Annotated in this window: 26 protein-coding genes; 10 read left to right on the forward strand and 16 right to left on the reverse strand. The window is 60.6% G+C overall.

Going from position 1 to position 25,670, the window contains the following annotated elements; translation table 11 throughout:
* Positions 1-89 precede the first annotated feature (89 nt).
* Positions 90-911, reverse strand: coding sequence for a response regulator (locus tag QNI81_RS12810; protein ID WP_065328467.1), 822 nt, complete (start codon positions 909-911; stop codon positions 90-92).
* Positions 912-1,024: 113 nt separating this feature from the next.
* On the opposite strand from QNI81_RS12810, the gene QNI81_RS12815 reads away from it, so the two are divergent.
* The 4 genes from QNI81_RS12815 (at position 1,025) to QNI81_RS12830 (ending at position 4,651) form a co-directional block, all read left to right on the forward strand.
* Complete coding sequence (locus tag QNI81_RS12815; protein ID WP_005622784.1) at positions 1,025-1,222, forward strand: NepR family anti-sigma factor; 198 nt, start codon at positions 1,025-1,027, stop codon at positions 1,220-1,222.
* The gene (locus tag QNI81_RS12820) at positions 1,223-1,780 is read left to right on the forward strand and encodes an RNA polymerase sigma factor (RefSeq protein WP_009177640.1); all 558 of its coding nucleotides are present in this window, start codon (positions 1,223-1,225) and stop codon (positions 1,778-1,780) included.
* 122 nt (positions 1,781-1,902) lie between these two features.
* Complete coding sequence (locus QNI81_RS12825) at positions 1,903-3,627, forward strand: sensor histidine kinase (protein WP_283966735.1); 1,725 nt, start codon at positions 1,903-1,905, stop codon at positions 3,625-3,627.
* 214 nt (positions 3,628-3,841) lie between these two features.
* Positions 3,842-4,651, forward strand: coding sequence for a PRC-barrel domain-containing protein (locus QNI81_RS12830; RefSeq protein WP_283966736.1), 810 nt, complete (start codon positions 3,842-3,844; stop codon positions 4,649-4,651).
* Between the two features lie 102 nt (positions 4,652-4,753).
* On the opposite strand, the gene QNI81_RS12835 is transcribed toward QNI81_RS12830, so the two are convergent.
* Entirely contained in the window at positions 4,754-5,488 is a 735-nt protein-coding gene (locus QNI81_RS12835; protein ID WP_005622777.1) for an exopolysaccharide biosynthesis protein, read from the reverse strand.
* Positions 5,489-5,557: 69 nt separating this feature from the next.
* Here QNI81_RS12835 and QNI81_RS12840 point away from each other — a divergent pair, with 69 nt between their 5' ends.
* Positions 5,558-6,046: a hypothetical protein gene (locus QNI81_RS12840; RefSeq protein WP_005622775.1), complete on the forward strand. Its 489-nt coding sequence runs from the start codon at positions 5,558-5,560 to the stop codon at positions 6,044-6,046.
* A 13-nt stretch (positions 6,047-6,059) separates the two neighbouring features.
* A complete protein-coding gene (locus QNI81_RS12845; RefSeq protein ID WP_283966737.1) occupies positions 6,060-6,188 on the forward strand; it encodes an entericidin in 129 nt (42 codons plus the stop codon).
* 44 nt (positions 6,189-6,232) lie between these two features.
* Here the strand turns inward: QNI81_RS12845 and QNI81_RS12850 are convergent, their stop codons facing one another.
* From QNI81_RS12850 to QNI81_RS12875, 6 genes are all read right to left on the reverse strand, one after another.
* Positions 6,233-7,261 (reverse strand): AbrB family transcriptional regulator, encoded by a 1,029-nt coding sequence (locus QNI81_RS12850; RefSeq protein WP_283966738.1) that lies wholly within the window; start codon positions 7,259-7,261, stop codon positions 6,233-6,235.
* Positions 7,248-8,015, reverse strand: a complete 768-nt coding sequence (locus QNI81_RS12855) for a citryl-CoA lyase (RefSeq protein WP_283966739.1) — start codon at positions 8,013-8,015, stop codon at positions 7,248-7,250. Before QNI81_RS12855 ends, QNI81_RS12850 begins: the two co-directional genes overlap by 14 nt.
* Positions 8,012-9,199: a CaiB/BaiF CoA transferase family protein gene (locus QNI81_RS12860; protein ID WP_283966740.1), complete on the reverse strand. Its 1,188-nt coding sequence runs from the start codon at positions 9,197-9,199 to the stop codon at positions 8,012-8,014. Before QNI81_RS12860 ends, QNI81_RS12855 begins: the two co-directional genes overlap by 4 nt.
* Positions 9,189-10,709, reverse strand: coding sequence for a tripartite tricarboxylate transporter permease (locus QNI81_RS12865; RefSeq protein ID WP_283966741.1), 1,521 nt, complete (start codon positions 10,707-10,709; stop codon positions 9,189-9,191). The genes QNI81_RS12860 and QNI81_RS12865 overlap by 11 nt, the downstream gene beginning before the upstream one ends.
* Before the next feature lie 12 nt (positions 10,710-10,721).
* Entirely contained in the window at positions 10,722-11,207 is a 486-nt protein-coding gene (locus QNI81_RS12870) for a tripartite tricarboxylate transporter TctB family protein (RefSeq protein ID WP_009177475.1), read from the reverse strand.
* 87 nt (positions 11,208-11,294) lie between these two features.
* The gene (locus tag QNI81_RS12875) at positions 11,295-12,275 is read right to left on the reverse strand and encodes a tripartite tricarboxylate transporter substrate binding protein (protein ID WP_126137798.1); all 981 of its coding nucleotides are present in this window, start codon (positions 12,273-12,275) and stop codon (positions 11,295-11,297) included.
* 102 nt (positions 12,276-12,377) lie between these two features.
* On the opposite strand from QNI81_RS12875, the gene QNI81_RS12880 reads away from it, so the two are divergent.
* The 3 genes from QNI81_RS12880 to QNI81_RS12890 are packed head-to-tail and all read left to right on the forward strand — an operon-like array spanning position 12,378 to position 15,417.
* The gene (locus QNI81_RS12880) at positions 12,378-13,043 is read left to right on the forward strand and encodes a response regulator transcription factor (protein ID WP_283966742.1); all 666 of its coding nucleotides are present in this window, start codon (positions 12,378-12,380) and stop codon (positions 13,041-13,043) included.
* Positions 13,040-14,425, forward strand: coding sequence for a sensor histidine kinase N-terminal domain-containing protein (locus QNI81_RS12885; RefSeq protein WP_283966743.1), 1,386 nt, complete (start codon positions 13,040-13,042; stop codon positions 14,423-14,425). Before QNI81_RS12880 ends, QNI81_RS12885 begins: the two co-directional genes overlap by 4 nt.
* Positions 14,395-15,417: an ABC transporter substrate-binding protein gene (locus tag QNI81_RS12890; RefSeq protein WP_283966744.1), complete on the forward strand. Its 1,023-nt coding sequence runs from the start codon at positions 14,395-14,397 to the stop codon at positions 15,415-15,417. The genes QNI81_RS12885 and QNI81_RS12890 overlap by 31 nt, the downstream gene beginning before the upstream one ends.
* A 4-nt stretch (positions 15,418-15,421) precedes the next feature.
* Here the strand turns inward: QNI81_RS12890 and QNI81_RS12895 are convergent, their stop codons facing one another.
* Together QNI81_RS12895 and QNI81_RS12900 are read right to left on the reverse strand one after the other, a co-directional pair.
* Positions 15,422-17,806, reverse strand: coding sequence for a thiamine pyrophosphate-binding protein (locus QNI81_RS12895; RefSeq protein ID WP_283966745.1), 2,385 nt, complete (start codon positions 17,804-17,806; stop codon positions 15,422-15,424).
* A gap of 9 nt (positions 17,807-17,815) precedes the next feature.
* A complete protein-coding gene (locus QNI81_RS12900; protein ID WP_283966746.1) occupies positions 17,816-19,018 on the reverse strand; it encodes a methionine gamma-lyase in 1,203 nt (400 codons plus the stop codon).
* Between the two features lie 114 nt (positions 19,019-19,132).
* On the opposite strand from QNI81_RS12900, the gene QNI81_RS12905 reads away from it, so the two are divergent.
* A complete protein-coding gene (locus QNI81_RS12905) occupies positions 19,133-19,591 on the forward strand; it encodes an Lrp/AsnC family transcriptional regulator (protein WP_009177396.1) in 459 nt (152 codons plus the stop codon).
* A gap of 45 nt (positions 19,592-19,636) precedes the next feature.
* Here the strand turns inward: QNI81_RS12905 and QNI81_RS12910 are convergent, their stop codons facing one another.
* Genes QNI81_RS12910 through QNI81_RS12935 form a run of 6 tightly spaced genes read right to left on the reverse strand, consistent with a single transcriptional unit; the run spans position 19,637 to position 25,619 of the window.
* Complete coding sequence (locus QNI81_RS12910) at positions 19,637-21,520, reverse strand: beta-N-acetylhexosaminidase (RefSeq protein WP_283966747.1); 1,884 nt, start codon at positions 21,518-21,520, stop codon at positions 19,637-19,639.
* 37 nt (positions 21,521-21,557) lie between these two features.
* Positions 21,558-22,013 (reverse strand): GNAT family N-acetyltransferase, encoded by a 456-nt coding sequence (locus tag QNI81_RS12915; RefSeq protein WP_283966748.1) that lies wholly within the window; start codon positions 22,011-22,013, stop codon positions 21,558-21,560.
* Positions 22,006-22,935 carry an ATP-binding cassette domain-containing protein gene (locus tag QNI81_RS12920; RefSeq protein ID WP_283966749.1) on the reverse strand — a complete coding sequence of 310 codons (930 nt, stop codon included), beginning with the start codon at positions 22,933-22,935 and terminating at the stop codon, positions 22,006-22,008. Before QNI81_RS12920 ends, QNI81_RS12915 begins: the two co-directional genes overlap by 8 nt.
* Entirely contained in the window at positions 22,925-23,737 is an 813-nt protein-coding gene (locus QNI81_RS12925) for an ABC transporter ATP-binding protein (RefSeq protein ID WP_283966750.1), read from the reverse strand. The genes QNI81_RS12920 and QNI81_RS12925 overlap by 11 nt, the downstream gene beginning before the upstream one ends.
* Positions 23,734-24,642 carry an ABC transporter permease gene (locus tag QNI81_RS12930; protein ID WP_283966751.1) on the reverse strand — a complete coding sequence of 303 codons (909 nt, stop codon included), beginning with the start codon at positions 24,640-24,642 and terminating at the stop codon, positions 23,734-23,736. Before QNI81_RS12930 ends, QNI81_RS12925 begins: the two co-directional genes overlap by 4 nt.
* On the reverse strand, positions 24,642-25,619 hold the full coding sequence (locus tag QNI81_RS12935; protein WP_005623688.1) for an ABC transporter permease: 978 nt from the start codon (positions 25,617-25,619) through the stop codon (positions 24,642-24,644). Before QNI81_RS12935 ends, QNI81_RS12930 begins: the two co-directional genes overlap by 1 nt.
* Between the last annotated feature and the right edge of the window lie 51 nt (positions 25,620-25,670).

A 25,670-nucleotide genomic window follows, 5' to 3' on the forward strand; every position in this document is an offset into this window, starting at 1 on the left:
ACTTTGAAAGCTGGTTTGATATCTGTGCGCACAAAAAGACCCCGCACAAGCAAATGTACGGAGTCTTTGGCAAGGGATAGCCGCTTTGGTTAGCTGGTCAGCGTATCGGTAGAGGAGAAGAACATCGCCTGACTGATCGCCGAGATTACCTGATCCGGGACATAGGGTTTTGCAATCATGAAGGCAGGTTCATGACGTTCGCCAGTGAGGAGACGCTCAGGGAAGGCCGTGATGAAGATCACCGGCACATCACCCAGCTCTTCAAGCAGGTCCGCCACGGCATCAATACCGCTAGAGTTATCGGCAAGCTGAATGTCAGCAAGGATAAGGTCCGGCTTTTCCTCAAGGCCAAGTTTCACGGCCGCTTTGTGAGTGCGTGCAATACCCGTGACCTCGTGTCCCATCATGGAACAGATACCTTCCAGATCCATCGCGATAATCGCTTCATCCTCGATGATCATGATCTTGCCGCTCACGGATTGCTGCATTTCATCGCGTGCAAGCTGGATCAGTCGCGCCGCTTCATCGGCAGAGATTTCCATGACGTCGGCAACTTCGCTGACCGAAAACGCCTCTACCGTATTGAGCAAGAGCGCCTCGCGGGTGTTGGCGGTCAGAGAGGCCAGATGTTGCAGCGCGCGGGCCCGTGGGCCGTCATCCAGCTCTGCCACAGGCTGGCCAGAGCTGCTCCAGAGTTTGTGGAACACTTTGAAAAGCGCTACTTTTCCGCCGACGCTCTCCGCATCAAAGCAGGACGGATCGGCAAGGATCGCCTCCAGCGTCGAGGCCGCATATGTGTCGCCCGATTGCTGAGCACCGGTGAGCGCACGTGCGTAGCGGCGCAGGTATGGCAAATGCGGAGCGATAAGGTCAGACAGAGTCAGCGCTTGTCCTGTTGTAGGGGTCGACAATTTTTTTCTCCTGTCACCAATATTTCTCGGAACAAACGCACGATTGGGGCGTTTGTTCCATGGAAATGGATATTATTTGCGCCTGAAAGTTAAAGGTGTTGCGGGAGAGATGAATGGCAAACAAACTTTCACAACAGCCATGGGACACTCTGATCGACGAAAACCTTAAGCGGGTTTTTGACGAAGATGCGAATGCGGATTTGCCGCCGCATCTGATGGACCTACTTGATCGTCTGGACAAGATTCCGGTCGCGGATGGGTCAGGGAGCGCATCCGGCGCCCCCTCCCACTCCCAGGAGGAGGCCGAGTAAATGGATAGACAAGGTGCGAAGGCTGAATTGACAAGCCATATGAAGGTGCTGCGCGCTTTCGCCATGAGCTTGACCCGCAACGATGCGGCAGCAGATGACCTCGTGCAGGACACAATCCTGAAAGCATGGACCAATCTGGACAAGTTTCAGGAAGGGACCAACATGCGGGCATGGCTTTTTACCATCCTGCGCAACACGTTTTATTCAGGCCGTCGCAAGGCGATGCGCGAAGTGGAAGATTCCACCGGTAGCATCACCGAAAGCATCTCTGTGAAGCCAGCCCATGACGGCCGCCTGCAACTGGCAGAGTTCCGTCGCGCGCTGAGCGAGTTGCCAGCTGAACAACGCGAGGTTCTGACGCTGATCGGCGTGTTGCAATATTCCTATGAAGAGGCCGCCGAGGTCTGCGGCGTGAAGGTCGGCACGGTCAAAAGCCGCCTTAACCGTGGTCGCGAGGCCCTCTCCATTAAGATGCAGCTAAAGGCTGACGAACAGCTGGAACTGACAGATGCAGCCACCCATGCGGTCGTCGCTGCAAGTGGTGGAACCGCCGCGTGAACAGAATGAACTTTCCGTCCCTCGCCCTGCTTCGGGGTGGGGGCGCCCGCAATAGCGCCTCATCCATTTCTGACAATTCACCCGACGCGCCCCGGCCCTTCGCCTGGGCGCGGGGTTTGTCGGTGCGCCTTGCCGTTATGCTCTCTGTCGCGATGGTGCCGCTGGGCCTCATCGCAGTGGACCAAACCGTGCGGCTGCAACAAGAGGTCACCGCCTCCAACAACCTGAGCCTAAAAGCACTCACCGCAGAATTTGCGCAAGAAGAGCGTGAGATCATCAAATCCGCCTTCGCCTCTGCCGAGGCACTTGCGCTTTCAGTGCCCGATCTGACCCAAGATCTGGATCGCTGCCGGGCGTTGATGGAGCGTTTCATCGACACCGCCCAAGAGCGCTACAGCTTTGCAGGTTTTCTGCCCAAAGACGGCGTCATGTCCTGCGCCTCAACCGGGCTGACAATCGATTATTCTGAGAATCCGAACTTCCCAGATTGGATGCGTCGCCCGAAGCGTGAAATCAGGGTGAACTCCTTTGGCCCCGTTGCAGGCAGCGCGGTCCTGATCATTTCCGAACCCGTCTATGATCCGAACGGCACCTTTATCGGCAATCAGATCATTCACGTCCCGCACGAACGCATCGACAAGAAATTTCAGACCAAGCTTGGCGAGCGCCCGCTTGATCTGGTGACACTGAGTGCCGAGGGCGACATCCTGAGTGCCTCTGGTGCGCGCGAGACGGCGTTGGATCGCCTCCCCGCCAACATGAGCATCAAGGAGCTGATCTCGCTCAATCCGCGTCACATCGAGGCAGAGAATGCAGCAGGAGAGATGCGACTGTTCTCCATCGTCCCGATCCTGAGCGATGCGTTCTACGTGGTCGGAAGCTGGGACCCGGAGGGCATACATGCCCCGACAGAAACCAACGCGTTGCAGCATCTCTTTTTGACGCCTGCGCTGTTTCCGATGCTGATGTGGCTTGTCAGTCTGGTCCTGATCTACGTGGCGCTGGATCATCAGGTTGTCAGGCACCTTCGCATCATCGGTATGCAGATGCGCCAATTTGCCCGCTCCCGCGTGCTGCCCAGCCCTCCCAAAAGCGGACTGATGCCGCACGAGCTTGAGGTCATCTATAACCAGTTCACGCAAGTCTCCGAAAAGCTGTTGCATGACGAGGCACATCTGTTTGATGCCATGCACGACAAGGATGTGCTGCTGAAAGAGCTGCATCATCGGGTCAAAAATAACCTGCAATTGATCTCTTCGATCATCTCGATGCAGATCCGCAGAACACGCAATCAGGTGACGGCAGCCGCGCTAAAGACCGTGAACCGACGTGTGACCAGTATGGCGACGGTACACCAGACGCTGTATCAGGCGTCAGAGCTTGGTCGCGTTCAGGCCAATGATCTGTTGCGTGACGTGGTCAAACCGCTGACCGAATTGGCCCCGACCACCGCGCCTATACCCAAGATCGACATCGATCTGGAGCCGGTTGTCCTCTATCCGGATCAGGCCGTCCCGCTGGCACTGCTGACCGTCGAGGCCGCAACAAATGCGCTGAAGTATCTTGGCGTCGATAAGGCAGGCAATCGCTGGGTCCGCGTTTCACTCAAAGTTCTGCAAGAGGGTGAAGTCTGTCTGACCATCGCCAATTCGACCTCCGATGAGGCAGAATTTGAAGACGAAGGCACCGGGCTTGGCAGCCAGTTGATCCGCGGCTTTGCCCGCCAGTTGGAGTGCAGTCCAAAGATCACCGAAGGCGAAGACAGCTACGCCATGAGCGTGACCTTTGAGACATTGCCCTTTGACCACGAAAACAGAGCGCTCGCCGGCGTCGATCACGACGACTAACGCGATCATCATGCACCATTGGGGCCGTTCTGTTGCGCAGGGCGGCCCTATTTTTGTGACGGGTTCACAACATGGATCTCGGCAAACTCTTGCGCGCCAATTCTTGCCGATGCGCCGTACAGCATTTTGGGCGCGGAACATTGAGTGGCGTTTTGCGTTTTCATTATGCCTGCATGCACATGCGGGCGCGTCTCACCGAATAGGAGTTAAGACGATGAAAAAGCTGTTGATTTCCACGTCTCTGATCATCGCGATGGGTTTGCCCGCTGTTGCAGCAGAGACCAGCGACATGTTCCGCAGCGAAGCCGGTCCCGCAGAGTTCCATGCCTCGTCTTTTGTTGGAAAGCGCATTTATCAGACCGAAAATGAGGCGCTCAAGGATGTGATGGACGGCATTCAGGACGGCTGGGCTGACATCGGTGAGGTCAACGATGTGATCCTCAGCCGCGATGGCACAGCAGAGGCGGTTTTGGTCGATATTGGCGGTTTTCTCGGGATCGGAGAGAACCAGATTGCCGTTGATATGGACGCGCTGAAATTCGTGCGCAACGGCAATTCAGACGGGGGTGCGGATGGCTATTTCCTTGTCCTGAATGCCCCGGCTGATGCCCTGGAAGCCGCCCCACGCTACGAGACCGCCAAGCAGCCTGCCATTGCAGAACCAACGCTCAAGGAACGCGAGCGCAGCGATGCTCCGGCGGATCGAGTGGAGAGCGCATTTGGGATCAATGAAACCACCGAAGCCTCGGTTCACATGGCGGAGCTGACCGCAGAAGAACTGCTCAGCGCAACCGCCTTTGATGCCAATGACGAAATGATCGGACAGGTGGCTGATATCGTGATGGACGGTGAGGGCAACGTAAACGCCGTTGTGGTCGACGTCGGCGGTTTCCTCGGCCTTGGGGCCAAGCCGGTCGAACTGGAACTAGCGGACCTCAGCATTGAGGATGAATCCGGCACCATTCGCATCTACACGATGTTGACCAAATCCCAGATGGAAGAGCTGCCCGAATACAAGGGCTGACATAATCTGAAAAGATCACGCCGCATCTTTGACATCTACCGGCCGGGCCTGACCACAGGTCCGGCCCTATTTGTTGGGCCGGACGCACCGCAACATTTGCCCCTAAAAGAGATGTATCGCCGCCCCGCCGATCGCAAGGGTCAGGCCCGTGACGGTCACCAGCGCGATCAGCCCATCTCCGGTCAGCATCGACAGCGCCAGCAAAGCAACAACGCCGCCGAGGATCGACGAGGTAAATGGCAAGATTTCAAGGAAGGGCATGATCAGACCGCACAACAGGCAAATGCCCTGAAGCACTCGCAAGAACGGCGGTGTCAGCAGCGATTGCAAACGGCGTTTAAATCTGCGGTCCATCCAAGCCGCAAGCGATCGCAGCGTGCGGGTTGCTTTTTGCGTATTGCGCGCAGGCAGTGAGCGTTTCGACAAGAATGAGGGCAACCAAAGGTGATTACGTCCCATCAACATCTGCGCTGAAATCAACGCAATGGTAATGCCGCACGCCGAGGAGAACAGCGGGATACCACTCAATGGTGACACCAATGCCAGCGATGGGGCCAACAACACTGCTGCAATGGATTTGACCCCCAGTTCATCCATCAGTTCGGATACTTGCAAACCATCCTTGCCGTCTTCTAACAGCTGGTCGGTCGTATCTAATACATCTTCGACTGGGTGGCTCGACTGGGTCATGGGGTCCGTTTTCCAAAAAAGGGGCTTGGCTCGAATTCTGAACGCTTCAGGCGGGGCAAAGTTCCCTTTGATTTCACCGTTATTCAATTGGCCATTATAAGGTCGGAACAAAATAGGCGGAAAATTTCCTTTAAAAATCAGGAACATTCTGCCGCCCCTGCGTGTTGATAGTGCAGATCCCACGGGGATATGAGCACTATATCAAGGAGCTAAACGATGACACATCTGATCCGTACAACCGCTCTCGTTGCAACCATGGCGACCGCCGCTGGCGCGTCCACGATGGTACAGGAAATCGAAGTCACCGCCGACGCCAGCGCGCTTAAGAACAGCGAAGCCGTATCGGTCTGGAGCGAACTCGAAACCGACCTTGAGACCGCTTTGGCGGCGCAGTTGGTGGATCAGATCGCCGACAAAGAGATGGAAGACGCCGCCGAGATCGACATTGAGATCGACACCGTGGCGCTGGCTTCCAGCCTTGAGGCCGAAATGGGGATCGCCGATTCCGTCCTTGAAGGGGACGTCTCTGTTGACCTGCCGGGGAGCCAGTACGACCAGCGCTACACCCTGACCGTGAGTGCCGAGCAGGCGAACGTCTATTACCCCGAGGGCACCGATGTGACCACGCTCAACGTGGGCAGCGAAGTCTTCTACACCGCGATGGTTGACGCTTTTGCCACCCATGTTGCCGAGAAACTGAAATAACAGGAGGCCCGCCATGCGCACGATCTATCTGTCACTGGTGGCCGTTCTTGGCCTGACCGCTTGCGAGGCCACCGAGGGACTGGGCCGCGATGTGTCCAACCTTGGCAATGAAATCGAAGAAGAGGCGCAGGAGGCGCAATAACCTCACTGTGCGCAGCCCCGGCGTCAGTCGCGCCGGGGCTTTTTTCAGGTGGGTCTGGCCCTGCTGAGCGCCAGCGGCATCAGCACCGTCAGGATCATCAACCGCATCACGTGATGCGCCGCGACAAAGGCGGGATCGAGCCCGAGCGTGACGGCAATCGCGGCCATGGCCTCCACCCCGCCGGGCGCAAAGGCCACGATCAACAGCGCGGGCGACAGGCCCATGATCTGCATACTGATCCCGATGGCGATCAAGGTGATCACAACATTGACGCCCGTGACCCACAGCCCCGCCAGAAAGTCGAGTTTCAGATCCGCGAGCTTTTGTCCGACAAAACGCGAACCGATCAGGGTGCCCATCACCAGAAACGCCACAAAGGTTGCCTCTTCCGGCGGGCGTCCGGGTGTGAGCGCAAAGATATGTCCGGCGGCGCTGCAAAAGATACCAGCCAGCAAATAGGCGGCGGGCACGTTCAGGCGATCAAACACCGCGCCGACCGCAAGCGTGACCCCCACCAAAAGCGCCAGTTGCCAAAGGGCTAGCGGATGCTCCGGCATCAGTTCCACACCCGTCGCCCCAAAGACCGTCGAGACCAGCACCGGCACGCACAGCGTCAGAAACAGCACGCGGATGCTTTGTACGATGGCGATGCGAGAGGTCTGTCCGTTTTCACTGAGTGACAGCGCCAGCACATAACTCAGATGGCCGGGCGCGGCGGCCAGAACCGAATCCCGCGCGCTGAACCGCATCCAACGCTCCAGCCCGATGCGACAGATCTGCAGCGAGACACAGAGGCTCACCGCGAGGATTGCGATGGTCACCGGCCATGCCAGCGCGGAGGCGAGCATGTCGCGGGTGACGCTGCTGCCAATGTTGATCCCCAAGAGCACAAAGGCCGTGGTCCTGAGCCACACTGGCATCTTGATCGGCAATCCAAAGAGCGCCGCCAGCGACACCGCCGCCGCCGATCCGGTCAGGGGGGCGCAGGGAAAACCGATTGCTTCAAAAATCAAGGTGCCCAACACGGCGACGACAAGCGCGCCAATCAGGCCAAATGTATCACGTAGGGTCATACGTCCATCTGTATTTTGGCGGGGTCGGCCCCTTGTTGCGACCGCCCTGTTGTTGCTGCTCCCACGCGTGGGACAGGATGCCCACGGACCGTGACAGGCAGAATAGCCCGCGCGCCAGCGGCGGGGCAAAGCCCAGTTCCGCATAGATCACGGCTGTTGCACCGTCGATGTTCATCGGCAGGGCCGTGCCTTTTTCAGCCGAGATCTGCGCCTCGATCTCTTGGCCGATGTGTTGGAACCGTCCTGACACCGCGCCTGCCTCTGCCGCCTCGGACACCAGCGCCATCAGACGCGGCGCGCGCGGGTCGGTCGGTTTGTGGAACCGGTGGCCAAAGCCGGGGATGATCTTGCCATGTTCTGCGCGCCAGCCGTCCAGCGCCGCGGCCAGATCCCCCGAGTGGGCATCGACGTGGTGATAGAGCTCCACCGCCTGCTGCCCGGCCCCGCCATGCACATCGCCCAGCATGTTGACCGCCGTCGCCATCGCATTGTTCAAGGGCAAACCGCAGGTGATCGCCATCCGCGCCGCCGCGATCGAGGGGGCTTGTGGGCCGTGATCCACAGCCGAGACCAAGGCGGCCTCAAACAGGCGGGCCTGCGCAGGTGTCGGCCGGTCGCCGCGCACCATCAGCCAGATCATCTCGGCAAAGCTGACGTTGCCGATCAGATCCTGCACGGGGGTGCCCCGCAGTTCGATGCGGCCCGGCTCCATGTCGATGATAGACGTGCGCCACCAATCACTCACATCGCTCATATCACGCGCTCCCGTCTCAAGGTTTCGACCTCATCGGCGCTTAGACCGATGTCCTGCCAGATGCTGTCATTATCTGCGCCTAAGGCAGGAGGCGCTTGATCCGGAACCGGGCGATGGGTGCCAAACCGCACCGGCGCGCCCACCAGCGACAGCGGCGCATCTGCGGTCTCGACCTCAGCGATCAGGCCACGATTCTTGATTTGCGGCTCATTCAGTATCTGCGGCACCGTCAGCACCGGCCCTGAGGGCACCCCAAGCGCATTCAGTTCCGCCACCCACTGCTCAGCAGGACGGGTCCGAAGGACGCTTTCCAGCTCTGCCCGCAGCATGTGACGGTTGCGTTTGCGATCCTCTCGGGTGGCATAGTCCGGATGGGCCAGAAGATCGTCGCGCCCAAGATGACGCGCCATGGAGTGCCATTGCTCATCCCGGTTTGCGGCCACATTGATCGGCCCATCCGCGCAGGCAAAGGTGCCCGAGGGCGCGGATGTGGTGTTCTCATTGCCATGCGCGCCGGGGGGTTGCCCTGCGATCAGATGGTTGGACACCACCCATCCCATGGTGGAAATCACCGCCTCGGTCATGGAGATATCCAGAAACGCGCCGCGCTCCGGGTCGTTGAGCGCCGCCGAGATTGCAAAGGCGGCCGTCATGCCGCCCACGGTATCTGCCAGCGGGTAGCCCACGCGCAACGGTGCGCTGTCGCCATCGCCGGTGATCGACATCACGCCGCTGATCCCCTGCACGATCTGGTCATAGGCGGGGTTGTCCTTCCACGGACCGTCCTGCCCAAAACCGCTGATGGCGCAATAGATAAGGTTTGGATTTTCCGCCTTCAGCACCTCATATCCCAGACCAAGACGGTCCATCACGCCGGGCCGGAAGTTCTCAACCAATACGTCAGATGTGCGAACAAGGCGCTTTAGCAGCGCCTTGCCCTGATCGTGTTTCATGTCGAGGGTCACGGATTTCTTCTGCGCGTTCTGCGCCAGAAAACTGACCCCCATCAGGGATTTATTCCGCTCCGGATCGGCCCCCAGTTGGCGGGCCAGATCACCGGTGCCGGGGCGCTCGACCTTGATGACTTCTGCACCGAGCAGGGCCAGCTGATAACAGCAATACGGCCCCGCAAGCACATTGGTCAGGTCAAGAACCCGAACCCCGGAGAGCGGTTTAATCCCCATCGGCCACCCCGGCCGCACGGGCGCGGGCACGGCGCGCACGGTAGCTCGGCACGATCACCAGCAGGATGGCCAGCACCAACAGCCCCAGCGTCATCGGACGATCAAGGATGAAGGAAATGCCGTCATAGATCTGCATCGAACGGGCAAAGTTATCCTCCAGCATCCGCCCCAGAATGAAACCGATGAGCAAGGGGGCCAGCGGATAATCCGCAAACCGCAGCACCGTCGCACAGATGCCAAAGCCCACGAGGATCAACAGCTCTGTCGCGTTGTTCTGTCCGATATAGGACCCCATCAGGGTGAAGAACAAAATGAACGGGATCAGATAGTTGCGCGGGATCGACAGGACCTTGGCGATATAGGGGATGAGCGGCAGGTTCAGCACCAAGAGCACAAGGTTGCCGATATACATCGAGATGATGACCGCCCAGAAGATATGCGGGCTATCCACCATCAGCCGCGGCCCCGGCGTCACGTTAAGTGCAATCAACGCCCCCAACAGGATCGCCGTGGTGCCCGAACCCGGAATACCCAGCGTCAAGAGCGGCACAAACGATCCGGTACAGGCCGCGTTATTTGCAGTCTCCGGTGCGGCCAGCCCTTTGATAGAACCTTTGCCGAACTCTTTTTGCTCTTCTTCGGTGGCGATGTTGCGCTCCACCGCGTAGCCGAGGAAGGAGGCGATCGTCGCCCCCGCGCCGGGCAGAACGCCGATAAAGAAGCCTTGAATGGACTGGCGTCCGATCACGGGCGCGATCTTGCGCGCCTCCTGGCCGGAGATCCGCAAGCCTGTGATCTTGCCCCCGTTCTCGCCCCCTTGGGCGGCGCGTTTGGGGTTCATCACCAGAAAGATTGCTTCAGGCAGGGCAAACATAGCCATCGCCAGCGTGATAAAGCTGAAGCCGGATTGAAGATCCATCAGCCCCATGGTGAAGCGCGGCATGTTGAACAATGCGCCCTCGCCCACCGTCGCCATCATCAACCCCAGAAGCGTCATCATCAGCGCCTTGGCCACATTGCCGGTGCCTGCAAAGGCCGCAATCGCGGAAAGACCCACGACCATCAGCGCGAAATACTCAGCCGAGTGGAACAGGAGGGCAACCGTCGACAGCATCGGCGCAAAGACCATCAACAGGATCGCGCCGATGGTGCCCCCCATGAAGGACGAGATCGCCGCAATGGTCAGCGCCTTGCCGGCCATGCCTGCGCGCGCCATCGGATAGCCATCGAAACTGGAGGCCACGGTGCCCGCCACCCCCGGCGCATTGAGCAGGATCGACGAGGTCGAGCCGCCGAAGATCGCACCATAATAGACCCCGGCCAGCAGGATCAGCGCGGCAGAGGGGTCGCCCAGCGTGATCGCAACCGGGATCATGATTGCAATGATGGACATGGGGCCAAGCCCCGGCAACATCCCGATGAATGTCCCGATCAGACAGCCGCCGATCACCATCAGGATATTTGTGAGAGAGAAGGCCGTAGAGAGGCCGATCATCAAACCTTCGAGCATCTGAGCCTCCGATTATCCGAGAAAGAACGGCAAGGGCCGCAAGAAGATGCCCAGCACGCCCTCGACGAGGTACCAGACAACACCGGTGGCGAAGGCCGCAACCGGGATCAAAATCCACAGCTTGCGCTCGCCAAGGATCATCGCGCCGACGATCAGGAACCCGGAGGTGGACAGCAAGAACCCCGCCGGGCGCAGCAAGAGCGCATAGGCGACCATCAGCCCAAGCAGAAGCGCGGCCTGACCGATGTTGTAGTCACCCAGGCGGCGGTAATCGATGTCCGGGGTCTTGACCTCGCCACTGGGTTTTTCCAGCCCCAGAACGATAATCGCAGCGGTAATGATCGACAGAACGGCCAGTACCTTGGGGAAGGTGCTCGGCCAGATCGGGTTTCGCTGCATGAACGGCGGCAAAAGCTGATCCATGGTGAAAAAGGCCGCATAGCCATAGGCCAGAGCGATGCCGAGAATGATCAGCGCGATCCAACGGTCGAGCGCCATGATCTCCTCCTGTGATTGTTTTGGGGGATACGGGAAAGGGTCCGGCACCCGCGATTGGTGCCGGACCGAAGCGTGTCTGCCTAAGGCTTAAAGGAAGCCCAATTGCTTCATCAGGTCGCCGATGACTTTTTCCTGGCTTTCAAGGAAGCTGCGGAAGTCATCACCAGAGTTGTGGATGTTGACCCAGCCGTTGCGTGCGCGCACGTCTTCCCACTCGGGGGTGTCGTACATTTTGGAGAGCACGTCCTGATAGGCGGCAACCTTGTCTTCCGACAGGCCCGGCGCACCAAAGAACCCGCGCCAGTTCACGAAAGTGGTCTCCAGACCCTGCTCTTTCATGGTGGCAGCACTGTCATAGGCCGGCACACGCTCGTCCGCGGTCACGCCGAGGATTTTGACTTCGCCGGCTTCGGCCAGTGCGATTGCCTCGGAGAACCCGGTGGAGAGCGCCTTGATCTCCCCCGATAGCAGTGCCGCCATCGCCTTGCCGCCTGCGTCATAGGGGATGTATTTCAGCGCGGTCGGATCTTCGCCCGCAGACTGCATCACCATGGCCGCCACGAGGTGGTCCATGCCGCCCGGAACCGAGCCACCGCCCACGGCAGTGCCGCGCGGATCTTCACGGTAGGCCGCGAGGAACTCTTCCATATTGTTGATCGGGCTGTCCTTGGCCACGACCAGGGCCGCGTAGTCCCCGATGGTGCCCGCAACCAGCGTCAGGTCACGGAAGTTGTGCGGGAACACACCGGTCAGCGAGCGGATCACGATGGGCGTGGAGTTCACCATCAGCGTGTCATCCAGGCTCTCGGCGTTCTCGATCAGGTAACCGATGGCCTTGCCACCGCCACCGCCGGACATGTTTTCATAAGATGCGGTACCCACAAGGCCCGATTTGGTCAGCGCCTCACCGGTGCCGCGCGCGGTTCCGTCCCAACCACCACCGGCACCGCCGGGGATCAGGAAGTGAACCTTGTCGAGAGCTTGCTCGGCCATAGCCGGGGAGCCGAAAGTCAGTGCAGCCGCAGCAGCAGCCATCAGGGTCCGACGACCCAGCGCAAAAGATGTCATAATGTTCCTCCCATTTGACAAACACGCAAAAGCGCGATCATGAATCATGGTATTCCGACCCAAGCTGACACAAACCTGACACGGAGCAGATGTTTCGCCCCAATGCGCTACTTACTCGTCGAAGATAACGATCAGCTTGCGAACGCGGTGCTGGACCGGCTCACACTTGACGGTCATGTTGTGGACCGGGCACCGGATCTGGGCACGGCAGATGATTTCATCGCCACAACGGAATACGATATGATTCTGCTCGATATCATGCTGCCTGATGGCGATGGGCGGCAGTTCTTGCAGGCCCATCGCACGGCACAGCGCAATACACCTGTGATTGTATTGACCGCCCGATCAGAGGTATCGGACCGCGTCAGCGTTCTGGACCTCGGGGCTGACGACTACATAGTCAAACCGTTCGATTTCTCAGAGCTTGAAGCGCGCTGCCGCGCCGTTCAGCGCCGCCGTAGCGGGGGGGCGAGCAATCTACATAAATATGGCGACGTGGTATTTGACCCTTTGGCCTGCACTCTGACAGTGAATGGGCGCGAGGTGCGCCTGCGCAACCGAGAGTTGCGACTGTTTGAGATTTTTATCGCCGCCCCCGATCAGGTTTTTTCAAAATCCAAGCTGGTGGACCGGCTGTTTTCTTATGACGTAGACGCCTCGGAGAACGCCATTGAGGTCTATGTGGGGCGGCTGCGCAAACACCTCGAAGGCGCAAAGGCGCAGATCGTGACAGTGCGTGGGCTGGGCTACCGGCTGAGCCTGTCATGAACACGCCGATCCTGCTGCGTGGCTCCATCAGACGACGTCTGATTATTCAGTTGTTGGCGGGTGCCGCACTGCTTGCGAGTTTGATGTTTCTGGTGGTTCAGAACTATGCGCGCGACCTCGCGGGGCAAAGTCAGGATGAAATCCTCTCTGCCTCGGTGACGGCGATTCTTGATTCTGCATCGGTGCGCGATGGCGATCTCACTGTGGATATTCCCTATTTCGCCTTCTCTATGCTCGGCAATATCAGTGATGATCGCGTGTTTTACGCCATCACCCGCAATGGCGATTTTCTGACAGGATACTCCGACCTGCCCAAACCCGTCGCCAGCAATGGGATTTTACCGCGATTTCAAACCGCCCATTACGATGGCGAAGAAATCCGGATGGCGACCGCCACCCGGCGTCTGTCCGTCAGCGGCACGCCTGATTTTGTCGAAGTCACCGTCGCACAGACCCGCTATGGCTTGCGTCAGCAATTGGCGGGGATTTCACAGACCGTGGCCGGGTTTGGCATCGGTTTCTTTGTGATCGCGGCTGTCTTTGGCATTCTCGCGGCCCAATCCGCAATCCAGCCGCTGCGGCAATTGGCAGGCTCGGTGTCGCGGCGCGGCCTTTCGGATCTGCGGCCCGTCTCAGCCCCGGTGCCAGCGGAGATGGAATCCCTTGTGGGCGCGCTCAATGGGTTTATGAGCCGCCTCAAGACTTCGCTCTCACGCTCGGAGGATCTGATCGCCGAGGCCGCGCATCGGGTGCGCACCCCGCTCACCACCGTGCGCACGCAGGCGGAAATCACTCTGCGCCGGGTGGATAAGCCTGAAAACCGTCAGGCCGTGCGCGAGATGATCCGCGCCATTGATGAGAGCAGCCGGGCAGCGGGACAATTGCTGGATCACGCCATGGTATCTTTTCGCTCCGACCACCTGGAGATGGAAGATGTGGAACTGACCCGTCTGGCGCAGGATGCGGTGTCACGCCTGCGCCCAATGGCGGAACTGCGCGATATCGACCTTGAGATCACCCTGCCCGACCTCGCAATGGTGGTGAAGGGCGATCCGATCCTGATGCAAAGCGCGTTGCTCAACCTGCTCGACAATGCGATCAAATACTCCCCCCCGGACAGCACCGTTCACGTCACTGCCCGCAGAACCGAAAGCGGCGCTGAAATCACCGTGCGGGATGAGGGTGCAGGCTTTCCCAAGGCGGATATGGGCCGCCTGACCCGCCGTTTTGTCCGCGGCGGGAATACGGACGCAGTGGTCGGCTCCGGGCTTGGCCTCACCATCGCAAACGAGGTTGCCCGCGCCCATGGCGGACGCCTGTTTCTGACCAATCACAGCGACAAAGGTGGCGCATGCGCAAGCTTGTCTTTTCCATTGGCTTGATTTTCCTCGCACTCGCCACTGCAGCGCATGCGTTCGAGGTTGAGGAGCGGATTAGCGTCGGCCCGGCAGATGCCCGCCGCGTGCTGCGTGTGATATCCACCGGGGACGCAGAGTTTTTTGAGCCCACCTTGCAGGATTTCCTGAGCGATCTTCCTGATGTGCGGATCGAATACACCGTCGCCAGTTCCGGCGAGATGATGAAAGCCCTCGACCAAGAGGGCCTCAACATGGATCTGGCGATCTCCATTGCGACTGATCTCCAGACCAAACTGGTGAATGACGGTCAGGCCCAGCCCTACAGCTCCGCGACAACAGAGCGCCTGCCTGTTTGGGCACGCTGGCGCGAGCATCTCTTTGCCTTCACGCAGGAGCCTGCTGCGGTGGTGCTGTCACGCAAGGCCCTCGACGGCTTGCCATTGCCTGAAAACCGTCAGGATCTCATCGCATTGATCCGCGATCACCCAGAGCGGTTCAGAAACAAGATCGGCACCTATGACATCCGCACCTCTGGTCTTGGGTATCTTTATGCCACGCAAGATGCGCGGACCTCGGAAACCTATTGGCGGCTCAGCGAGGTGATCGGATCGGTGGGCGTGCGTCTTTATTGCTGTTCGAGCCAGATGATCGATGATGTTGCTTCGGGCGAACTGGCCATGGTCTATAACGTCTTGGGCAGCTACGCGCGTGAGAAAAGCAACACGGAGGACGTGATCGTCCTGCTGCCAAAAGACTACACGGTGGTGGCCTTGCGCACCGCGTTCATTCCGCGCGGCAGCCAAGCGCCCGAACTTGCAGGTTTGATGATCGACCACCTGATTGCCCGCGGCTGGCAGGCAGCGCCCGGTGCCTTTTCGGTTCTGGATGACGATTCATGGAGCGATGACACCCAGGCCCTGCGTCGTATTCGCATGGGGCCTGGGCTGCTGGTCTATCTCGACGCGCTCAAAAAGGCTGCGTTTCTGCGCGAATGGAGCAGCGCCGTCTTGCGTTAGGCCGCTATCCCGCCTGTCCGCCGGGAATGCGGCGCGCGCCCGCCGTCAGTTCACCCACCGACCGCGCCAGGCTGTGACGGTCGAGGCCGAAGTGACGGTAGAGGTCGCCGATGGTGCCCGTTTGGCCAAAGTGTTCAACGCCATGCGACACCACCCGGTGCCCAGCAACTGACCCCAGCCACGAGAGCGTCGCCGGATGGCCATCAATCGCGGTAATCAGGGTGCAATGGGCAGGCAGTTCGCCCAAGAGACGCTCCACATGCGATACGGCCTGCGGGTTCCCGCGCGCCCGTTCCCGCTGCGCCGCCGTCCAGCCCGCATTGAGACGATCCGCCGAGGTCACCGCCAGCACCGCAACGTCCCGGCGATGCTCGCCCACAAGCCCCGCCGCCGCAATCGCCTCATCCGCGACCGCGCCCTGATAGGCGATCACCACCGAACAATTTGGGCCCGGCTTGCGCAACCAATAGGCCCCATCAATCGCGCCCTGACGGAAGGCATCATCGACCCGCTGCCCCGGCTGTTCGAGCGGTTTGGTGGTCAGTCGCAGGTAGACCGACCCGCCAGTTTCGTCGCGCAGCCAGGTGCGTTCGTCCGGGTCGCCTTCGCCATCGCGCTGCATATAGTCAAAGGCCCATTCCATGATGACGGCCAGTTCATCGGCAAAGGCGGGTTCAAAACTCGCCAGCCCATCCTGCGCCATGCCCGTAAGGGGCGTGCCCACGGATTGATGCGCGCCGCCCTCCGGCGCGAGCGTCACCCCCGAAGGCGTGCCAACGATCATGAACCGCGCATCCTGATAGCAAGCGTAGTTCAGCGCATCCAAGCCCCGGTGGACAAAGGGATCATAGACCGTCCCGATCGGGATCACCCGCTTGCCCCAGAGGCTGTGCGACAGGCCCGCCGCCCCCAACAGGAGAAACAGGTTCATCTCCGCGATGCCCAGTTCGACATGCTGACCTTGCGGATCAAAGTTCCACTTGGCCGTCGAGGGAATGCGATGCTCGATAAATGCATCCTTCTGTGCCTTGCGGGCAAAGAGCTTGCGCCGATTGACCCATGGCCCAAGCCCCGTGGTGCCGGTCACATCCGGAGAGGTGGTCATGATCCGCGCCGCCAGCTCGCTGTCGCCGCGCGCCAGATCGTCGAGGATCTTGCCAAAGGCCATCTGCGTTGAAATCTCGCGACTTGTGTCCACCGCCACCGCTGGCACCGAAAGCCGCGCATCCGAATAGCGCCGCGCACCCTTGGCAAAAAACGGCACCTGATTGAGGTAGGCCTGAAAGCCCGCCGTGTCAAAAACGGTTGCCATCGGCTCCCACTCTTGCCCCTCGGCGACGCCCATATGGGTCTGCCACTCCGACATCTGCGCCTTGGTCATGAGACCGCCGTGGTTGTCCTTGTGGCCCGCGATCGGCGTGCCCCAACCCTTGATCGTATACGCAAGGAAACAGGTCGGGCGGTCATGATCGATGGCGGCGAATGTGTCCGCCATGGTCTCCACGCAATTGCCGCCGAGGTTCTCCATCAGCGCCGCCAGTTCCGCGTCGCTGCGCTTGTCGATCAGCGCCGAGACCGCGCCCTGATCGCCCAGATCCTCCATCAGCCGTTTGCGCCAATTGGCCCCGCCCATATAGGTCAGCGCGGAGTATACCACGTTCGGACAAGCATCGATCCAGTCGCGCAGGGCCGCGCCGCCGGGTTCTTCAAAGGCGGCCCGTTGCAGCGCCCCGTATTTCACCCGCACCACATCCCAGCCGAACGCCTCGAAGATCTTCTCGACCCGGCCAAACAGCCCCTCGCGCACGATGCCATCAAGGCTCTGGCGGTTGTAGTCGATGATCCACCAGGTGTTGCGCAGGTCGTTCTTCCAGCCTTCCTGCAACACCTCGTAGATATTGCCCTCGTCCAGCTCGGCATCGCCGACCAGCGCCACCATGCGGCCCGGATCGACATCACCGCCCCAGTCCTTGGCCGTGATGAAATCCTGCACCATCGACGCAAGCGCGGTGATCCCCACGCCAAGGCCCACAGACCCGGTGGAGAAATCCACATCGTCGATGTCCTTGGTGCGGCTGGGGTAGCTTTGCACACCGCCATAGCCGCGGAAATTCTCCATCTTCTCGCGGCTTTGATGGCCCATCAGGTATTGCATGGCGTGGAAAATGGGCGAGGCATGCGGTTTGACCGCCACCCGATCCTCGGGGCGAAGCGCCGAGAAATAGAGCGCGGTCATGATCGACACCATCGACGCCGAGGAGGCCTGATGGCCGCCGATCTTGATGCCGTCTTCCTTGGCCCGCAGATGGTTGGCGTTGTGGATCATCCAGTGGGACAGCCACAACAGCCGCTGTTCCACCGTTTTCAGGTGCTGGATCTGGTCGGACATCTCGCCCCCTTACTCTGCCGCCTGCCGCATCTCGGGCGACAGCGCCTGATGCAGATCATCCAGAATGTCAGAGACTTCTTCCAGCCCCACCGACAAGCGCACAAGCCCGTCGCTGATGCCATGTTCGGCACGTTCTTCGGGCGTGTAGGTGGAATGGGTCATCGAGGCCGGGTGCTGGATCAGCGTCTCTGCATCGCCCAGCGACACCGCGCGCTGGATCATTTGCAGGCGGTTCATCAGGCTGATGCCAGCCTCCATGCCGCCTTCGAGTTCAAAGGCGATCATACCACCGGGCTGCGCCATCTGCGCCTTGGCGATCTCGTGCTGTTCAAAGCTTTGAAGGCCGGGGAAATAGACCTTGGCGACACCGGGCTGCGCCTCGAGCCACTCCGCGACGGTCTGTGCCGAGGCACAGTGACGGTCCATCCGCAGCGCCAGCGTTTTCAGCCCGCGCATGATCAGCATCGCGTTAAAGGGCGCCATCACCGCGCCGGTCATATCCTTCATGCCGACCAGGCGGATTTCGGTCAAAAGCTCGGCACTGCCCGCCACAAGCCCCGCGACCACATCGCCGTGACCACCAAGGTATTTGGTCGCCGAATGCAGAACCAGATCTGCGCCCAGCTCTATCGGGCGGGTCAGGTACGGTGTCGCATAGGTGTTGTCCACCACCACCCGCGCGCCCACGGAATGGGCAATCTCAGAGGCCAGCTTGATGTCCACCAGCCGCATATTGGGGTTGGCGGGGGTCTCGAAATAGACCACGCGGGTCTTGTCGCTGACGGCGGCGCGCAGGGCGTCCGCGTCGGTCATGTCCACATGGGTGATGGTCACGCCCCATTTCGACAACCCGTGGCGCATATAGGCAAAGGTGCAGCCATAAAGCGTCTTGTCGACGATGACCTCGTCACCGGGGCTGAGGAGCGTCCACAGGATCGCCGTCACCGCGCCCATGCCGCTTGCCAGTGCCAGACCGGCCTCGGCCCCTTCGAGCGTGGCGATGCGCTGTTCCAATAGGGCGCAGGTCGGGTTCGAGATCCGGCTGTAGATATGGCCCTCACGCTCACCCGCGAACATTTCGCCCCCCGCTTCGGCGTTCTCGAACACAAAAGTCGAGGTCAAATGCACCGGCGGCGTCAGCGCGCCCTCGTTCTGCATCGGGTCATAGGCGTGGTGGATGGCACGGGTGGCAAAACCTTTGGCGTCGGACATCTGGGGTCTCCTTCCTCATTTGTCCGCCATGATGCGCCCCTGCGTGAGGCGTTAGATTGCAAAAGATACCAACATCACAGATCATGTTGGCAGATTCTGCCAATGGACAGCAAAATGGACAGCAAAGATCGCCAGATTATCCGCGTGCTTCAGGCCAATGGTCGGATGACCAATCAGGACCTTGCGGACGCGGTGAACCTCTCGCCCTCGCCCTGCCTGCGCCGGGTCAAGAACCTTGAGGCCGCCGGTGTGATCCGGGGCTACAGCGCCGATGTGGACGCGCGGGCCTACGGGCTGCCGATCACGGTGTTTGTGCGCATCAAACTGGAGCGCCACAATGAGGAGGACGTGAAGAATTTTGAGCGCCGCGTCCATATGATCGACGAGGTGCTGGAATGTCACATTCTAACAGGGGCCACGGATTACCAGCTGCGGGTGGTGGTGGCCGATCTGGACGCCTACGAGGATTTCATCCGCAACCGCATCCACCCCATCGGTGGCATTGCCTCGATTGACACCAGCTTTGTCTACAGCACGGTCAAGAACACTTCGGTCTTTCCAAGGCTGGGGTAGAAGCGGCCCCGGAGTGTCCCCGAGGCCGTTGATCTGTTTGGTGGCTTAGAGACGCGGCATGAGGTCCGCGCGCGCCGTGAACCTGTCGTAATCCTTGTTTTCCGCTGTGCTCCACCCGGCCTCGGCAATGGCGCTGAGGCGGGGGAAGATCATGTGGTTGCGGCGTGCCATCGTGGTCAGATGCTCGCTCCAGACGCAGGCCTGAACACCCTTCAAACGCCCAATTAGAGCCGCATCTCCGTTATCGGCCTCAAACGCATAGGTCTTGTCGAGCGGGGTGAACCCGGCCCAGCTGGCCCCCGGCGCATACCACGCATCCGACAGCGCCATATCGAGGTAATAGGCCTGCCCCGGCGTGCTGACCACTTCATAGCCCTCTTGCGCCAGCTCAGCGGTTTTCTCGATGGTGGTCCATGCAAACAGCAGGCTGTGCGCGGGGTCCAGGCCACCGCCATGGGCGACCTCCTCCCAGCCGCCGAGCTTGCGGCCCAAACCGATGAGGAAGTTCTGAATGTGGCGCAGGAAATAGGCCTGCAGTTCTGGCGTGTCCTTCAGACCGGTTTCGCGCATCATGGCTTGTGCCTTGGGCGATTGCATCCATGCGCCCTCGGCCACTTCGTCACCGCCCACATGCACGACCTCAAACGGGAAGATCTCGCAGACCTCGGCCAGCACGGTCTCGGCAAAGGTATAAGACCCCTCAATGGCCGGGTTCAGCGCGTTATTGCCAAAGCCCTGCACTGACCAGTAGCTCTCGGGTTCTTCTTGGTCGACGAGGTCGGGCAAGGCCCCCAGCACACAGGCGCAATGCCCCGGAACATCAATCTCCGGCATGACCTCGACACCCAATCGGGCCGCATGTTTCACCACCTGTCGCGCCTCGTCTTGCGTATAATAGCCGCCCTGCCCAGTCATATCGGGGCCAAGTTGCGGCAACACCGGCAGGTCTATCCCGGTATGCGCGGCGGTCTCGGTGAGCTGCGGATAGGCCTTGATCTCCAGCCGCCAGCCTTCGTCATCGGTCAGATGCCAGTGGAACCGGTTCATCTTGTGCCACGCCAGAATGTCCACATAGCGCAGCACCTGATCGAGCGGGTAGAACTGGCGCGAGACATCCAGATGCGCGCCGCGCCAGCCGTGGCGGGGAGCATCCTCGATCTGACCACTGCGGGGGACGCCATAACGCGCAGGCGCCGCATGGGCATTGGTCAGCACCTGCGCCAGCGTAATCAGACCGTAAAGCAGCCCCTGCCCTGCGCCATGGCAGAGCGTGGCTTTACCCTCCGTCCAGGTGATCCGATAGGCGTCCTCGCCCAGCGTCTGATCCGCCTCAACGGTCAGCTGCGGGACGTCATCCTTGGCAATCAGCACAAAGGGGGTCGGGGCCAGAGGGTGCAGGCGCCGGGTCAGGTCTGCGACCTGAGACACGCTCTGCATGACCGCGACGTCATCGGTCCGAAGTGCCAGATGGACGGGGGCCGTGGCGCACCACTCCGTAATGGCGGTTTGCCGAGGTTCGGGCAAAATCCCGCATGTTAGAGCAGCATTTTGCGATGCATTTGTATCTGCAACCGCCGCTGAGGCCTGCAAATCCCCCGCAAAGGCCGGGACAAGGGTTCCGTCCTCCAGCAAGACTCCGGCAGATTTTGGCCCCTCATTGGAATGCAGCGCCGGACGGGTGAGGTTGAACTCGGTGAACCGCCACGTCTCGCCCGGTTGCAGCACAAAGCCCGCGTCAGAGGCATACTCGTGAAAATTCGCCTGTCGCCGTATCAGCCGCGCCCCCGTGCAGCGCGAGGGTCGCAGGCAGCGCGTCAGGGTGGCGTAGACAAGGCGCGGATTTGCAACCGGAGTGTCGCCGCAATTGGTCAGCGCGAACTCCATCGCGCCCTCTTCGGCGTGCCAAAGGCTGTCGAGGTGGAAATGCATTTGAGATGATCCTGTTGGTTGTATGTGTCAGAGGATGTCAGACAAGGGCGCGCGCAAAGACGCCCTCATCAGAGTCCGGGATCGCCACCGCGCCGCAGACCTGCTGATAAAATTCCACCGGCCCGGCCTGACCGATGATGCCATAGGCAAAGCCGTCGTCATGGAGACGATGCAGTGCAGCGAGCAGAAGCGCCTTACCAAGCCCCTTGCCACGGGCCTGCGGGTCGACGCCGGTGGGACCAAAAAAGCCGCGACAGGTGACGTCATAACAGGCAAACCCCAAGAGGCGTTGGCCTTCGGTCGCGATCAAAACCCGCGCCGGCCGCGCAGCCAGCGCCACCGTGCACTCATCCACCCATTTGGGACTGAAATGCCGACCCACGAACTCCAGCAGGACATGCGATTCAAACGGCAGTGCAGGTCGGATCGTGAGACCGTCCGCCAGATCGGGCACCGGCGGCAGACGATAGAGCGGCACCAACATATCAGGCATGGGCGGCCTCCGCGTGTTCGGCGATGAGGTGGCCGGGGCTGACCTCCTTCAAGGTACGGACAGGATGCGCGCTGAGGTCCCGCACCCGGCGTGCCTCGGCGGCAAAGCCCGCATCGCTGCCGGTGAGGCGCAGCTCTGGGTCGGGAACCGCCGCACGCAGCAGTTTCGTATAGCCATGTTGCGGCGCGCCCACGACCTCTGCGGTGGGGCCTTTCTCGACCACCTGACCGCGAAACATCACCGCCGTGTCTTCGGCCAGATACTCCGCCGTGGCGATATCGTGGGTAATGTACAGGAGCGACAGCCCGTGTTCGTCTTTCAGGCGCTGCATCAGACCAAGGATGGACTTGCGGATCGACACATCCAGCATCGAAGTCGGCTCATCCGCCACGATCAGGCGCGCCTTGACCGCCAATGCGCGGGCGAAATTCACCCGCTGGCGCTGCCCGCCCGATAGTTCATGCGGGAACTTTGCGGGGGTCGAGATCGGGTCCAGCTCCACATCCTCTAGGATCATGCGCAGGGCGGTTTCGGGATCGGCCTCTGGCTGGTGCAGCGCCAGCGCGCGCAGCAAGTGATGGCGGATCGTATGCGCGGGGTTGAGCGCCGAAAACGGATCCTGAAACACCATCTGCACCGCTTGCCGATAGCGCATCTGATCGGCGCGTGTGGTCAGCTCTGCGATGTCTTGGCCCTCAAACAGGATGCGGCCCGAGGTCGGCGTGTGGTGCCCCACAATCATCCGGCCCACCGTGCTTTTGCCAGAGCCGCTCTCGCCCACCAGCGCCAGCGCACGGCCCGGCATCAGATCAAGCGAGACATTGCGCAGCGCATGCACCTCGGTTGCGCGGCCGAAGGCGGGGCGCAAGGTGAAGGTCTTGCTGAGGGTATCAAGGCTGAGGATCGGGGTTTCAGACAGCATGACGCGCTCCTTCCGGGCGTTTGGCAAGGATCGGCATCGCCTCCCACAGGCTGCGGGTGTAGTCGTGGCTCGGGTTGGTCACGATCTGCGCGGCAGTGCCGATTTCGACAATCTCGCCCGCGCGCATGATGCCGATGCGGTCCGAGATCTGCGCCATCAGGGCAATGTCGTGGGTGATGAACAGAACCGAAAACCCCAGTTCCTCCTTCAGCCGCAGCACCTCTTGCAGGATCTCGCGCTGCACCACCACATCGAGCGCGGTTGTTGGCTCATCCATGATGATGAGTTTGGGGTGCAAGGTGAGCGCAAGGGCAAGCGCCACCCGCTGCCGCATCCCCCCCGACAGCTGATGCGGATGGGACTGCATGCGATCCGCCGGGATGCCGACCATTTCCAGCATATGGGCGGTGCGATCCTGTGCCTCCGCCTTGGTGATCGGACCGTGCGCGCGCAGCATGTCGTAGAACTGGCGAAAGATCGTCATCACCGGGCTGAGCGAGTTCATCGCACTTTGGAACACCATGGAGACCTCGGACCAGCGCCACGCGCGCAAATCCTTGTCAGAGAACGACAAGACATCGCGCCCCTCAAACAGGATGCGCCCGCGGCGCACCAAAGCCGGAGGTTTGTGCAAGCGCATCAGCGCATAGGCCACCGTGCTCTTGCCGCAGCCGGACTCGCCCGCCAGACCAAGAATCTCATTGGGTTGGATCTCGAACGAAATATCCCGAACAGCGGTGAAGGGTTCGCCTGCGGTCAGGTAGTCGACCCGCAAGCCTTCGACAGAAAGAAGCGCGCTCATTGGCTGGCCTCCTGCATGCGTTGGCGCAACAGGCGCTTTTCGATCCGGAGTGCCTTGGCGACATTGCCAAGGGTGCGCATCCGGGGATTTGCGATCTCGTCCACGCCGAAGTTCATCAGCGATAGCCCGATACCGATCAGCACGATGGCGGCACAGGGGGCCAGCACCTCCCACCAGGCGCCCACCATGATCGCCGATGCGGTCTGCGCATTGTAAAGCATGGTGCCCCACGACAGGGCCAAGGGGCTGCCAAGGCCGAGGAATTCCAGCGTCGCCTCGGTAATGATGGTGAAAATGACAGAGCCGATGAAGTTGAAACCGATGATCGACAGAAGGTTCGGCAGCATCTCCACAAGGATCATCCGCCATGTGGGCTCGCCGATCATTGCAGAGGCCTGAATGAAATCGCGGGTTTTCAGCGACATCGCCTGCGCACGGGTGACGCGTGCACCCCACGCCCAAGAGGTCAGGCCAATAATCAGCGCAATCGCCCAGGGTCCGACCTGACCGAGGAACGCGGCCAGAACCAGCAGAAGCGGCAGTTGCGGCAGCACCAGCACCACATTGGTGAGGAAGTTCAGCACATCATCCACTATACCGCCGAAATATGCGGCGGTGATGCCGATGAAGGTGCCGATGGCAGTCACGATCAGCCCGGCAACGATCCCCACCATCAAGGAGGTGCGGGTGCCCCAGATCAACTGGCTGAACACATCGCGCCCCATGCGGGTGGTGCCCAGCCAATGCTCGGCCGAGGGGGCCTGATGCGGACGACCCACGCGGGCGATGGGATCAAAAGGGGCCAGCAAAGGCGCGGCCAATGCAATCGCGACATAGGTCAGTACGATAGCAAGCCCGATGGCGGCCTTGCGGTTGCGCAGGAAGGTACGGAGGAGATCTGACATCAGGCCCTCTTCAGTCTGGGGTCAAGGAAGACATAGGCCAGATCCACCGCGAGGTTCGCGAGCAGCATGGCGAGTGTCATGATGAGGAGCTGGCCCTGGATCAGCGGGAAATCCCGCCCGACGATGCCAAGGTACAAAAGGTTGCCCACACCGGGGTAGTTGAACACCACCTCGGTAATAAGCGAGCCACCAAACAGCGCCCCGAAACTGAGTGCCAGCGCGGTGACGGATGGCAGCAGCGCGTTGCGGGCGGCATAGGCATAGCGCACGCGGGCATCGCTCAGCCCCTTGGCTTCGGCCATGGCGAGGTAGTCCTCTCCCAGCTGCCCGATCATGTTGTTGCGCATGGTGATAAGGTAGCCGCCGATCAGCACCACGCTCAGCGTCACCACCGGCAAAAAGCCGTGATAGGCCACGGAAGAGATGAACTCCCAGCTCCACGCCGGGTCCAGCTTGGGATCAAAGGCGTAGGAGGTCGGGAAGAAACGGTTGCGCACCGCAAGGAAATACAGCCCGCAAAGCGCCACCACGACAGCGGGCACCGATTGCAGCGCCAATGCGGTCGGCGAGGCGATCACATCCGTAAGCTGCCCGCGCCGCCATGCCGCAAGCACACCGAGAAGCGTGCCGATGGAAAAGGAAATCAACAGGGCCGAGCCAGTCAGGAACAAGGTCCACGGCAACGCCTGTGTCAGCACATCGGCAACCGGCATCGGGTAAAACTTGATCGACAGCCCAAAGTCCCAGGTAAAGATCGAGCCGAGATAGGCGAAATACTGTTCATGCAGCGGCGCGTCGATGAACCCAAAGGTGGCCATCAGCGCCTCGCGCGCTTCGGGTGCGATCATGCCACCGGAGTTCGCCAGCATGATATCCGCCGGGTTGCCGGGCAACAGGCGCGGGATCATGAAGTTGAAGGTCGCGGCCACCAAAAAGGCAACGGCATAAAAGCCGAGCCGCTTCAAAAGAAAACGCATCAGGTCAAACCATCTGTCGGGAGGGGGGTGTGGCGCCAAAAGCGGGACCAC

The organism is Tritonibacter sp. AK171, assembly GCF_030127025.1.
Classification (GTDB): Bacteria; Pseudomonadota; Alphaproteobacteria; order Rhodobacterales; family Rhodobacteraceae; genus Epibacterium; species Epibacterium mobile.

Bases quoted from the DNA above. Each gene is read 5' to 3' on its own strand.
- QNI81_RS12815 (WP_005622784.1), top strand. From the start codon at position 1,025: ATGGCAAACAAACTTTCACAACAGCCATGGGACACTCTGATCGACGAA.
- QNI81_RS12820 (WP_009177640.1), top strand. From the start codon at position 1,223: ATGGATAGACAAGGTGCGAAGGCTGAATTGACAAGCCATATGAAGGTG.
- QNI81_RS12830 (WP_283966736.1), top strand. From the start codon at position 3,842: ATGAAAAAGCTGTTGATTTCCACGTCTCTGATCATCGCGATGGGTTTG.
- QNI81_RS12835 (WP_005622777.1), bottom strand. From the start codon at position 5,488: ATGTTCCTGATTTTTAAAGGAAATTTTCCGCCTATTTTGTTCCGACCT.
- QNI81_RS12840 (WP_005622775.1), top strand. From the start codon at position 5,558: ATGACACATCTGATCCGTACAACCGCTCTCGTTGCAACCATGGCGACC.
- QNI81_RS12845 (WP_283966737.1), top strand. From the start codon at position 6,060: ATGCGCACGATCTATCTGTCACTGGTGGCCGTTCTTGGCCTGACCGCT.
- QNI81_RS12850 (WP_283966738.1), bottom strand. From the start codon at position 7,261: ATGACCCTACGTGATACATTTGGCCTGATTGGCGCGCTTGTCGTCGCC.
- QNI81_RS12855 (WP_283966739.1), bottom strand. From the start codon at position 8,015: ATGAGCGATGTGAGTGATTGGTGGCGCACGTCTATCATCGACATGGAG.
- QNI81_RS12860 (WP_283966740.1), bottom strand. From the start codon at position 9,199: ATGGGGATTAAACCGCTCTCCGGGGTTCGGGTTCTTGACCTGACCAAT.
- QNI81_RS12865 (WP_283966741.1), bottom strand. From the start codon at position 10,709: ATGCTCGAAGGTTTGATGATCGGCCTCTCTACGGCCTTCTCTCTCACA.
- QNI81_RS12870 (WP_009177475.1), bottom strand. From the start codon at position 11,207: ATGGCGCTCGACCGTTGGATCGCGCTGATCATTCTCGGCATCGCTCTG.
- QNI81_RS12875 (WP_126137798.1), bottom strand. From the start codon at position 12,275: ATGACATCTTTTGCGCTGGGTCGTCGGACCCTGATGGCTGCTGCTGCG.
- QNI81_RS12880 (WP_283966742.1), top strand. From the start codon at position 12,378: ATGCGCTACTTACTCGTCGAAGATAACGATCAGCTTGCGAACGCGGTG.
- QNI81_RS12885 (WP_283966743.1), top strand. From the start codon at position 13,040: ATGAACACGCCGATCCTGCTGCGTGGCTCCATCAGACGACGTCTGATT.
- QNI81_RS12890 (WP_283966744.1), top strand. From the start codon at position 14,395: ATGCGCAAGCTTGTCTTTTCCATTGGCTTGATTTTCCTCGCACTCGCC.
- QNI81_RS12895 (WP_283966745.1), bottom strand. From the start codon at position 17,806: ATGTCCGACCAGATCCAGCACCTGAAAACGGTGGAACAGCGGCTGTTG.
- QNI81_RS12900 (WP_283966746.1), bottom strand. From the start codon at position 19,018: ATGTCCGACGCCAAAGGTTTTGCCACCCGTGCCATCCACCACGCCTAT.
- QNI81_RS12905 (WP_009177396.1), top strand. From the start codon at position 19,133: ATGGACAGCAAAGATCGCCAGATTATCCGCGTGCTTCAGGCCAATGGT.
- QNI81_RS12910 (WP_283966747.1), bottom strand. From the start codon at position 21,520: ATGCATTTCCACCTCGACAGCCTTTGGCACGCCGAAGAGGGCGCGATG.
- QNI81_RS12915 (WP_283966748.1), bottom strand. From the start codon at position 22,013: ATGCCTGATATGTTGGTGCCGCTCTATCGTCTGCCGCCGGTGCCCGAT.
- QNI81_RS12920 (WP_283966749.1), bottom strand. From the start codon at position 22,935: ATGCTGTCTGAAACCCCGATCCTCAGCCTTGATACCCTCAGCAAGACC.
- QNI81_RS12925 (WP_283966750.1), bottom strand. From the start codon at position 23,737: ATGAGCGCGCTTCTTTCTGTCGAAGGCTTGCGGGTCGACTACCTGACC.
- QNI81_RS12930 (WP_283966751.1), bottom strand. From the start codon at position 24,642: ATGTCAGATCTCCTCCGTACCTTCCTGCGCAACCGCAAGGCCGCCATC.
- QNI81_RS12935 (WP_005623688.1), bottom strand. From the start codon at position 25,619: ATGCGTTTTCTTTTGAAGCGGCTCGGCTTTTATGCCGTTGCCTTTTTG.